This is a genomic window from Streptomyces sp. P9(2023) (assembly GCF_032436795.1).
In the GTDB taxonomy this organism is placed as follows: Bacteria; Actinomycetota; Actinomycetes; order Streptomycetales; family Streptomycetaceae; genus Streptomyces.
In genome coordinates this window covers 1-10,036 of sequence record NZ_JAUPWM010000067.1, presented here as the reverse complement: position 1 = coordinate 10,036, position 10,036 = coordinate 1, and the positions used below count along the sequence as shown (strand labels likewise).

Annotated in this window: 10 protein-coding genes; all 10 read right to left on the bottom strand. The window is 71.3% G+C overall.

Annotated elements, in window-relative coordinates; all coding sequences use genetic code 11:
* Window positions 1-155 (bottom strand): S-adenosylmethionine synthetase N-terminal domain-containing protein (locus Q5762_RS36385; RefSeq protein ID WP_315896529.1); only part of this gene is annotated, 155 nt, incomplete at its 3' end.
* Window positions 156-186: 31 nt separating this feature from the next.
* Window positions 187-1,716, bottom strand: a complete 1,530-nt coding sequence (locus Q5762_RS36380; RefSeq protein ID WP_315896612.1) for an FAD-dependent monooxygenase — start codon at window positions 1,714-1,716, stop codon at window positions 187-189.
* Window positions 1,716-2,705 carry a dTDP-glucose 4,6-dehydratase gene (gene rfbB, locus Q5762_RS36375; RefSeq protein WP_315896611.1) on the bottom strand — a complete coding sequence of 330 codons (990 nt, stop codon included), beginning with the start codon at window positions 2,703-2,705 and terminating at the stop codon, window positions 1,716-1,718. Before rfbB ends, Q5762_RS36380 begins: the two co-directional genes overlap by 1 nt.
* A 144-nt stretch (window positions 2,706-2,849) precedes the next feature.
* Window positions 2,850-3,719, bottom strand: a complete 870-nt coding sequence (gene rfbA, locus Q5762_RS36370; protein ID WP_315896610.1) for a glucose-1-phosphate thymidylyltransferase RfbA — start codon at window positions 3,717-3,719, stop codon at window positions 2,850-2,852.
* Window positions 3,720-3,829: 110 nt separating this feature from the next.
* Complete coding sequence (locus Q5762_RS36365; protein WP_315896609.1) at window positions 3,830-5,329, bottom strand: FAD-dependent monooxygenase; 1,500 nt, start codon at window positions 5,327-5,329, stop codon at window positions 3,830-3,832.
* Window positions 5,330-5,331: 2 nt separating this feature from the next.
* Entirely contained in the window at window positions 5,332-6,276 is a 945-nt protein-coding gene (locus Q5762_RS36360; RefSeq protein ID WP_315896608.1) for an aromatase/cyclase, read from the bottom strand.
* A gap of 41 nt (window positions 6,277-6,317) precedes the next feature.
* Window positions 6,318-7,103, bottom strand: a complete 786-nt coding sequence (fabG, locus tag Q5762_RS36355) for a 3-oxoacyl-ACP reductase FabG (RefSeq protein ID WP_315896607.1) — start codon at window positions 7,101-7,103, stop codon at window positions 6,318-6,320.
* Window positions 7,104-7,188: 85 nt separating this feature from the next.
* Window positions 7,189-7,449 (bottom strand): acyl carrier protein, encoded by a 261-nt coding sequence (locus Q5762_RS36350; RefSeq protein ID WP_315896606.1) that lies wholly within the window; start codon window positions 7,447-7,449, stop codon window positions 7,189-7,191.
* Between the two features lie 36 nt (window positions 7,450-7,485).
* Window positions 7,486-8,700: a ketosynthase chain-length factor gene (locus Q5762_RS36345; RefSeq protein WP_315896605.1), complete on the bottom strand. Its 1,215-nt coding sequence runs from the start codon at window positions 8,698-8,700 to the stop codon at window positions 7,486-7,488.
* The gene (locus tag Q5762_RS36340; protein WP_315896604.1) at window positions 8,697-9,968 is read right to left on the bottom strand and encodes a beta-ketoacyl-[acyl-carrier-protein] synthase family protein; all 1,272 of its coding nucleotides are present in this window, start codon (window positions 9,966-9,968) and stop codon (window positions 8,697-8,699) included. The genes Q5762_RS36345 and Q5762_RS36340 overlap by 4 nt, the downstream gene beginning before the upstream one ends.
* Window positions 9,969-10,036 lie beyond the last annotated feature (68 nt).

Here is a 10,036-nt window from a genome sequence, read left to right as displayed (position 1 = left end):
TGCACCAGGCCGGTGGTGATCAGCGTCTCGACGGCCACGCGGGACGTGGGGTCCTCACGCAGCAGCGCGTCGAGAATCGTGTCGCTGATCTGGTCAGCGATCTTGTCGGGGTGCCCCTCGGTCACGGACTCCGAGGTGAAGAGACGACGGGACATCACAGTTCCTTACGAATCGGTGGAGCGGGCACTAGAGCGCGGCGGCGGGACCGAACCAGCGGGTGAGGGAGGCAGACAGTTCCGCCGGGTCGGCACCGGCCCAGGCGACATAGCCGTCGGGGCGGACCAGGACGACGGCGGCGTCCGCGAACACGGCGGCGTCCCGCGGCCCGGCGGGCGTCGCCGTGACGGTGAGCACCCGGTCCTTCCAGCCCGCCACGGCCTCGCGCAGCGCCTGGTCGTCGGTGAGGTCGAGCACCAGGCCCTGGGCGCCGTGCAGCAGTTCGGCGCCGGTGCGGTCGCCGTAGGCGGTGCGCAGGACGCGCGGGGGCAGCCGGCGGCCGACCAGCGGGTGGCCGCCGTCCTGGGCCGCGCCGTCCTGGGCCGCGCCCATGTCGTAGCGGACGTCGAGACCGCTGACGATGCCCGCGAGGTGCTTCTTGACGTCGTCGTACGCGATGAGTTCGGCGAACAGCTCGCGCAGCGGGTCCGCTTCCGGGCCGCCGAGGAAGACCTGGCCCTGGGCCCGGGTGTTCATCAGGAGCCGGGCGCCGACCGGGTGGCGTTCGGCATGGTAGGTGTCCAGCAGGTCCGACGGGGCCGAGCCCCGCACCGTGGCGGCCAGTTTCCAGCCGAGGTTGACGGCGTCCTGGATGCCGGTGCTCAGACCCTGCCCGCCGGCCGGCAGGTGGATGTGGGCCGCGTCGCCGGCGAGCAGCACCCGGCCGCGCCGGTACTCGCTCACCTGCCGGGTGGCGTCGGTGAAGGAGCTGACCCACTCGGCGCCGCCGCCCGATATGTCCTCGCCGGTCAGCCGCTGCCAGGCGGCGGCCACCTCGGCGAACTCCGGGGTCTCGCTGCGGTCAGCCGGCGGGGTGCCGTGCTCGCACACGATGATGCGGTCCACGCCCTCGGCGAGCGGAGCCGCCATCACCATGCCGCCGTCCAGGCGTTCGCCGAGGAACCGGGGCTTCAGCCCGCAGCCGGTCACGTCCGCGAGGTACATGCCGCGGGTGGCCGGGGTGCCGGGGAAGTCGAAGCCGGCCGCCCTGCGCACCGGGCTGTTGCCGCCGTCGGTGCCCACCAGGTAGGCGGCGCGCAGCCGCTGTTCGCCGTCGGGGGTGTCGGCGGTGATGCCGACGCCGTCCTCGTCCTGCGTGAGGGCGGTGAACTCCCAGCCGCGCCGGATGTCGACGCCGAGCTCCAGCGCCCAGCCCTCCAGGACCGCCTCGGTCTGCGACTGCGGGATGCCGCGGGCGCCGAAGTGGGCGTCCTCCAGGGTGGTGTAGTCGAACTGCACACCGCCGAAGTGCCCCATCGGGCTGGTCTCGAGGCCGGGGAAGCGCGGGACGAGGCCGCGCTGCTCGAACGACTCCAGGGCGCGGGCGGTGAAGCCGAGGCCGCGCGACTGGCCGGTGGGCAGCTTCAGGCGCTCGACGACGATGACGTCGGCGCCGCCCAGCCGCAGTTCACCGGCGAGCATCAGCCCGGTCGGGCCGGCGCCGACAATGATCACGTCCGTGTCCACGGATGTTCCCTCTCGGTTCTCGGCGGCTCGCATCAGGCGCTCCCGGCTGCTGCGGCGCGGTGCTTGACGGACTTCCACCATTCGGGGTTGTCCCGGTACCAGGCGACGGTCTCGGCGATCCCCTGGTCGAAGGAGACGCGCGGCGCGTAGCCGAGCTGCTCGCGGATCTTGGTGTCGTCCAGGGAGTAGCGCAGGTCGTGGCCCTTGCGGTCCTCGACGTAACGGATCATCGACTCGTCGGCGCCCGAGAGTTCCAGGATCCGCCGGGTCAGCGAGAGGTTGTCGAGCTCGTTGCCGCTGCCGACGTTGTAGACCTCGCCGGCCCCGCCCTTGGTCAGGACGAGGTGGAGGGCCCGGCAGTGGTCGTCCACGTGCAGCCACTCGCGACGGTTGCGGCCGTCGCCGTAGACGGGGACCTGGACGCCTTCCAGCAGGTTGGTGACGAACCTGGGGATGAGCTTCTCGGGGTGCTGGTACGGGCCGTAGTTGTTGGAGCAGCGGGTGAGGGAGACGTCGAGGCCGTGCGTGCGCCAGTAGGAGCGCGCGATGAGGTCGGAGCTCGCCTTGGAAGCGGCGTACGGGGAGTTGGGCAGCAGCGGCCACTCCTCCGTCCAGGCGCCCTCGTCGATGGAGCCGTACACCTCGTCGGTGGAGACGTGCAGGACCCGCTCCACGCCGCTGTGCAGCGCCGCCTCCAGGACGCACTGGGTGCCCAGTGCGTTGGTGCGGACGAACTCGGCGCCGCCGTCGACGGACCGGTCCACGTGCGACTCGGCGGCGAAGTGCACCACGGCGTCGTGACCGGGCAGCAGTTCGCGCAGCAGCGGGCCGTCGCAGATGTCACCCCGCACGAAGTCCAGCCGGTCGTGGACGGCGGGCAGGTTGTCGCGGTTTCCGGCGTACGTCAGTTTGTCGAGGACGGTGATCCGGGTCCCCGGGTCCGCACCGTACGCACCGGCGAGAACCGAGCGTACGTAATGCGAGCCGATGAATCCGGCCCCTCCGGTCACGAGAATTCTCATGCCCCGCCTCCCGACACCTCGGACGGCCGGATTTCGAACGTGTTGGCAGGCAAGACTGTTCCACTTCTCGAAAGGGAATTCCGCTCGGGCGGAGGGGGCGAACTCGGGTCGCGTTCGGGGCGAACTCGGGGCGCGGGAATTCTGTCAGCCGGCGGCGGCGGTCTCCATGACGTACTGGCCGTACGGAGATCCGGCCAGCCTGCTGCCGAGCCGGTGGCAGGCGTTCTGGTCGATGTATCCCATCCGCCAGGCGATCTCCTCGATGCAGGCGATGCGCACGCCCTGCCGGTGCTCCAGGAGCTGGACGTACTGGCCCGCCTCGGCGAGGGCGTCGTGGGTGCCGGTGTCCAGCCAGACGAAGCCGCGCCCCAGCTGGACGAGCTTGGCCCGGCCGGCGTCCAGGTACGCCCGGTTGACGTCGGTGATCTCCAGCTCGCCGCGCGGCGAGGGCTCCAGCTGCCTGGCGATCTCGACCACGTCGTTGTCGTAGAAGTACAGGCCGGTGATGGCCAGGTTGGAGCGCGGCTCGGCGGGCTTCTCCTCCAGGGAGACGAGGTTGCCGAACGCGTCGATCTCACCGACCCCGTAGCGCTCGGGGTCGCGGACCGAGTAGCCGAACAGCACGCAGCCGTCGACGTCCTGGGCGTTCTGCCGCAGGACCTCGCTGAAGCCGGGGCCGTGGAAGATGTTGTCGCCGAGGACCAGGGCCACCGAGTCGTCGCCGATGTGGTCGGCGCCGACGACGAACGCGTCCGCGAGCCCCCGCGGCTTGTCCTGCTCCGCGTACGTGAGGTTCAGACCGAGGTCCGATCCGTCGCCGAGGAGACGGCGGAATCCGCCGAGGTCGGTGGGTGAGGAAATGATCTGGATATCGGTGACGCCGGCGAGCATGAGCACCGACAATGGGTAGTAAATCATCGGCTTGTCATAGACGGGGAGCAGCTGCTTCGACACTCCGAATGTAATCGGCTGCAGCCGGGTTCCGAGCCCGCCGGCCAGAATAATTCCCTTCACGTCTCCACCTCCATGAGTCAACGCGATATCCGGGAACGGAATCGATGGAATCCGGTTCCAGGATCTTCGCGTCGACGGGATTTTTCAAGGAAAGTCAGGTCAGGCCATTGTCAATTCCGGACAGGCTCTCCGAACCAACGCCGCAGCGCGTCCGTCGCCCCCGCCCGGCGCGGGCCCGCCCAGACGACATGACCGTCGGGGCGCACCAGGAGGGCCGTCCCGGCCGGTAGTCCGTCGTCCGTGGCCCGGGCCGTGGTGAGCGTGACCCGGTCCGCCCAGCCGGCCACGACGTCCTCCGGTGTCCCGTCCTCGCCGGTGACGCCGAGGTCGAGGAGCACCCCGCGGCCGCCGCGCAGCAGGACCGCCGTGTGGAGCTCTCCCTGAGCGGTCGTCACGTGTACGGGCGGCAGCCGGCGGCCGAGCAGGTGCAGGGCCGGGCCCGCGTCGGGCGCACCGCCGTCGTGGCCGACGTCGTAGCGGACGTCGAGCCCGGAAATCTTCCCGGCCAGGTGCTCGCGTACGTCGTCGAGGGTGAGCAGCTCCGCCAACAGCGCCCGGACCGGCTCCACTTCGGGGCGGCCGAGCAGCAGTCCGGCCTGCGCCCTGATGTTGGCCAGGACTCGCCGGCCGATGTCGTGGCGCTCGGTGTGATAGCTGTCGAGCAGCCCGGCGGACGCCCGGCCGGTGACCTCGGCGGCCAGCTTCCAGCCGAGGTTGAAGGCGTCCTGCAGACCGAGGTTGAGGGCCTGTCCGCCGATCGGCATCTGCTGGTGGGCGGCGTCCCCGGCGAAGAGGATCCGGCCGTGGCGGTACCGCGCCAGCTGCCGGTTGGCGTCGCCGAAGGAGTTGACCCAGAGCGGGGTTCCGCCGCTGATGTCCTCCCCGGTGACCCGCTTCCAGACGTCCACCACCTCCTCGAACCGCGGCTCCCCGGTGCGGGCGGGCACGGCGGCGCCGAACTCGTGCACCATCACCCGCGTCACGCCCTCCCGGGTGGCGGCGACGGCGAGCCCGCCGGCCAGCCGCTGGAACCGCCGGTCGGGGATGTCGATCCCTCGCACGTCGGCGCGGAGCATCTCCCGGCCGGCGTCCTGCCCTGGGAACGGGGCGCCGATCAGCCGGCGCACCGTACTGCGCTCGCCGTCACAGCCGACGAGATGGGATCCGCGCACCCGCAGCGGGCCGCCGGGGCCGTCGGCCACGGCCTCGACCCCCTCCTCCCCCACGGCGAGTTCGCGCAGGGTGTACCCGCGCCGGATGTCGGCGCCGAGCCCCGTCGCCCACCGCTGGAGGAGTTCCTCGGTACGGGTCTGGGAGACCTTCCACTGGCCCGGGTGCGTGCTGGGCAGCGTCAGGCTCATCGGCACCCCGCCGAAGTGCCCGCGGGGCTCGTCCGCCGGGGTGCCCAGCTCGTCGAGCAGACCGCGGGCGTCGAGGATCTCCATGGTGCGGGCGTGCAGGGTCGACGCCCGTGATTCGGTGGTCGGGCCGGGGCGGTCGTCGAGGACGACCACCTCGGCTCCGCCGAGCCGAAGTTCGCCCGCGAGCATCAGCCCGACGGGGCCCGCTCCGACCACCACGACCTGGGTTTCCGTGGACAGGCCGGCCATGGTCAGCGCTTCTGCTCCGCGTAGTCCTTCGCATGACCCAGCGTGGCCCGGCTGTTGGTGCTCAGCGCCGTCCGGACGTACTCCCTGGCCTCGGCGACGCCCGCCTCGGGGCCCAGGATCCGGGTGATGTTCTCGGTGTTCAGGACGACGGTGTGCTGGGACGAGGCCGCGACGCCGTCCGCGTTCTCCTCGAACGTCCAGTAGCCCGTGTGCAGGGTCATCAGCGCCGGGAGCGTGACCTGCTTGTAGGCGATCTTCCGGGCGGGCAGGCACACCCGGTACGACTTGGTGGTGTGGGTCGAGCCGTCCTTGGCGCGGGTGTCCATCTCCAGGATCTGCAGCCCCGGCGACAGCTCCTCCAGGCGTACGGACGCCACGTGCGGCAGCCGCTCCTGCCAGCGGTCGGCCTCGTTGATGAAGTCGTAGACGTCCTTGGCCGTGCCGGCGATCTGCACGGTGTCCTCGAAGGAGAAGGTCACCTCCTCGGCGGCGTGCGCGAACTCCACGTTGGTCTTCAACGCGGCCAGTTCGGAACGGGAGTTGCGGTCGACCGCCTGGTCGATCCAGGCCAGGCCCTCCGGGTCGTCGTCGATCGCCCGGTAGTCGTGGAGCAGCCGGACCCGGGACTCCGTCTCCGACAGCGGCTCGATGATCCAGGTCCCGCCCATGGCGGCGACCGGCGGGGCCGGCACCTCCTGGCGGAACGTGATGCGCAGGGCCTCGGCGTCCAGAGTGCGGCGCGAGGTCCAGTTCTTGGCCGTCTCGTTGGCGGTGGCCCAGATCCGTATGCGCTCCTCGGTCTCGGCGCGCTCGACGTGGTCGACGTAGATGGTGGGCGGGAAGATCCGCGGCCAGTTCTCCACCTCGGCGATCAGGCGGTAGACGGCGGCGGCCGGGGCCGAGATCGTGATCTCGTGCTCCACCTCGCGCAGGCCCTGCTGCGACATGCTCGTTCTCCTTGGGTTCAGGGGGGCGGGGGCGGGACGGCTCAGAAGTTGCCGAGGCCGCCGCAGACGTTCATGGCCTGCGCGGTGATGGAGGCGGCGGTGTCGGAGGCCAGGTAGCCGACCAGACCCGCGACCTCCTCCGGGGTCGAGTAGCGGCCGAGCGGGATCTTCGCCTGGAACTTGTCGAGGATGGCGTCCTCGGTGGTGTCGTACGCGGCTGCGTACCCGGCCCGCACCCGCTGCGCCATCGGCGTCTCGACGTAACCGGGGCAGACGGCGTTGACCGTGATGCCGGTGGGGGCGAGCTCGTTGCCGAGAGCCTTGGTGAAGCCGACGACACCGTGCTTGGAGGCCGAGTAGGGCGCGCCGAGCACGACGCCCTGCTTGCCGGCGGTGGAGGCGATGTTGATGATCCGGCCGCGGTTCTTCTCCCGCAGACCGCCGGTGGTCAGCACCTCGCGGGTGAGCCGGAAGACGCTGTTGAGGTTGGTGTCGATGACGTCGTGCCAGAGCTCGTCGGCGATGTCGGCGGTGACGCCACCGCCGGACCGGCCCGCGTTGTTGACGAGCACGTCGACGGTGCCGAACTGGTCGACGGCGGCCTGGACGAAGGCCTTGACGTCGTCGTTCGAGCGGACGTCGAGGCTGGTGCCGCCGGCCTCGAAGCCCTCCTCGCGCAGCTGCTTGACGGTGGCTTCGACGTTCTCGGCGTTACGGGCTCCGATGAAGACCCGGTGGCCCTGCTCGGCGAGGAGCCGGGCGACGGCCAGGCCGATCCCGCTGGTGGCGCCGGTGATCAGGGCGACCCGCTTGTCCTGCTGCGTCATGCTGATTTCTCCACTGGTGGGGTGTGTCCGGTGACGAGGGGCGGGGCCGGGCGGACGGCTCCGCCCGGCCCCTGGCGTCCTGACCTCAGGCGGCGACGCTGAGCTGGGCGTTGACCGCGGCTATCAGGGCACGCGGGGTCTGCGCGTCGGCCAGCACGTCCTCGTCCAGGGAGATGCCGTACTCGCGCTCGATCCGGCTCGCCGTCTCCAGCAGGGCGAGCGACTCGTAGCCCAGCGCCTCGAACTGCTCGTCGAGGATGTCGCCGTCGAGGTCCACGCCCTCTTCCGCGCCCGCTCCTTCGAGCAGGATGCGGCGGAGGTCGTCGAGGGTGAATTCCTTGGCCATCGTGTGTCTCTCTTCTCCTGGGTGTGGATGGTCTGTTCAGCTGGCGGCGCGGACGACGACGGCGGAGTTGAAGCCGCCGTGGCCGCGGGCCAGGACCAGTGCCGTGCGCACCTCGGCGGTGCGCGGCTGGGCGCCGACCAGGTCGAGCTCGTACGCGGCGGACAGCTCGGCGTTCACCGTCGGCGGGATCAGGCCCTCCTCGATGGCGAGCAGCGCCGCGGCGAGGTCCAGCGGGGCCGAGCCCGAGTACAGCCGCCCGGTCATGGTCTTGGGCGCCGTCACCGGCACGCCCCGGGGCCCGAAGACCGCGGTGATGGCCTCGGCCTCGATCCGGTCGAGCTCCGGTACGGCCGCCGCGTCCGCGAAGACCACGTCGACGTCGCCGGGTTCGACGCCGGCTTCGGCCAGCGCCAGTTCGATGGCCTTGCGCAGGCCGGGCTCGCGCCCGCTGCCGGGCCGGGGGTCCATGGTCGCGCCGTAGCCGGAAATCTCGCCGTAGATCCGGGCGCCGCGGGCCCGGGCCGCGTCGGCGGACTCCATGATCAGGATGGCGCCGCCCTCGCCGGCCACATGGCCGGCCGCGTCGGCGTCGAAGGGCAGATAGGCGCGCGACGGCTCGTCGCTGGTGCTCAGCCGGCCGCTGGTGAGCTGGGCGACCCAGCCCCACGGGCAGACCGAGGCGTCGATGGACCCGGAGACGACCAGCTGGGTGCCCTTGCGGATCTGCCGGCGGGCCTGCGCCACCGCGTCCAGGCCGCCCGCCTGGTCGCTGACGATGACGCCGCTCGGGCCCTTCATGCCGTTACGGATCGAGATCTGGCCGCTGTTGACCGCGTAGAACCAGGCGAAGGACTGGTAGGCGCTGACGTACTGGCTGCCCTGGCTCCACAGCTTCTGCAGCTCGCCCTGGCCGAACTCGAAGCCGCCGGACGAACTGGCCGTGACCACGCCCATGTCGAAGGCGTCCAGCTGCTCCGGGGTGACCCCGGCGTCGGCGAGCGCCCAGTCGGTGGCGACCAGCGCCATCCGGGTCATCCGGTCGGTCTGCGGAAGCAGCCGGCTCGGCAGCAGCTCCTCGGCGACGAAGCCGGGGACCTCACCCGCGAGCTGCGAGGGGTAGGACGAGGCGTCGAAGCGGCTGATCCGGGCGATGCCGCTCTTCCCGCCGCGGGTCGCGGCCCAGAAGTCCTGCGCGCCGAGCCCGTTGGGGGCGGCGACGCCCAGTCCGGTCACTACCACCGAGGTGGTCATGCCACGCTCCTCTCAGGACGGGCCAGCACCATGGCGCTCTGGAATCCGCCGAAGCCGCTGCCGACGGTCAGGACCGCGTCGGTGAGCTGCTCGCGTGCGATGAGCGGCACGTAGTCGAGGTCGCACTCGGGGTCCGGGGTGTGCAGGTTCGCCGTGGGCGGCACCACGTTGTTCTCCATGGCCAGCGCGGAGGCGGCGATCTCGATGGAGCCGATGGCACCGAGCGAGTGGCCGACCATCGACTTGATGGAGCTCACCGGGGTCCGGTACGCGTGGTCGCCGAGGCTCCGCTTGAACGCGGCGGTCTCGTGGCGGTCGTTCTGCTTGGTGCCCGAGCCGTGCGCGTTGATGTAGTCGATCTCGGTGGGGTTCATCCGCGCCTCGTCGAGCGCCACCCGGATGGCCTCGGCCATCTCGGCGCCGTCCGGCCGCAGACCGGTCATGTGGTACGCGTTGGAGCGCGTCGCGTAGCCCGCGATCTCGGCGTAGATGTGCGCGCCGCGCTTCTTCGCGCTCTCCAGCTCCTCCAGGACGAAGACGGCGGCTCCCTCACCGAGGACGAAGCCGTTACGGGTGCCGTCGAAGGGCCGGGAGGCGTGCGCGGGGTCGTCGTAGCGGGGCGTGGTCGCCTTGATGGCGTCGAAGCACGCCATGGTGATCGGCGAGATCGGGGCGTCCGACGAACCGGTGACCATCACGTCGGCCGAGCCCTCGCGGATCAGCTCGACGGCGTGGCCGACCGAGTCGATGCCGGAGGTGCAGCCGGTGGAGACCACCGTGCTCGGGCCCTGCGCGCCGACCGCCCAGGCGACCTCGGCCGCGAAGGAGCTGGGCACCAGGTAGTTGTAGAGGTGCGGAACCGCGTACTGGTGGTCGACCAGGTGGAGCCGGCCGCCGTCGCTGACGACGTTGTACTCCTCGTCGAGGCCCATCGTGGCGCCCACGGCGCTGCCGATCGTGACGCCGACGCGGTACGGGTCGTAGGCCTCCATGTCGATGCCGCTGTCCGCGACGGCGCCGCGCGCGGCGACCACCGCGAACTGGGCGGCCCGGTCCATGCGCCGGATCTCCTGGGCGCTCAGGCCGTGTTCGCGGGGGTCGAAGTCGATCTCCGCGGCGACCCGGGAGCGGAACGGGCTGGGATCGAAGAAGGTGATCCCCCGGGTCGCGGTGCGGCCGTGGCTCAGCAGCTCCCAGAACGCCTTGGTTCCGGTGCCGCCGGGGGCCAGCACCTCGATGCCGGTGATGACGACGCGTCGGCCGCTCATTAGAGGACCATCCCTTCTGCAGCCCTCACGAGTAGGGTTGTGACCTCTCGGTCCCGGCGGGTGCATGG

Coding starts and splice junctions, on each gene's coding strand:
- Q5762_RS36345 (WP_315896605.1), bottom strand. CDS start 8,700: ATGACCACCTCGGTGGTAGTGACCGGACTGGGCGTCGCCGCCCCCAAC.
- Q5762_RS36340 (WP_315896604.1), bottom strand. CDS start 9,968: ATGAGCGGCCGACGCGTCGTCATCACCGGCATCGAGGTGCTGGCCCCC.
- rfbB (WP_315896611.1), bottom strand. CDS start 2,705: ATGAGAATTCTCGTGACCGGAGGGGCCGGATTCATCGGCTCGCATTAC.
- Q5762_RS36380 (WP_315896612.1), bottom strand. CDS start 1,716: ATGCGAGCCGCCGAGAACCGAGAGGGAACATCCGTGGACACGGACGTG.
- Q5762_RS36360 (WP_315896608.1), bottom strand. CDS start 6,276: ATGTCGCAGCAGGGCCTGCGCGAGGTGGAGCACGAGATCACGATCTCG.
- Q5762_RS36365 (WP_315896609.1), bottom strand. CDS start 5,329: ATGGCCGGCCTGTCCACGGAAACCCAGGTCGTGGTGGTCGGAGCGGGC.
- Q5762_RS36350 (WP_315896606.1), bottom strand. CDS start 7,449: ATGGCCAAGGAATTCACCCTCGACGACCTCCGCCGCATCCTGCTCGAA.
- fabG (WP_315896607.1), bottom strand. CDS start 7,103: ATGACGCAGCAGGACAAGCGGGTCGCCCTGATCACCGGCGCCACCAGC.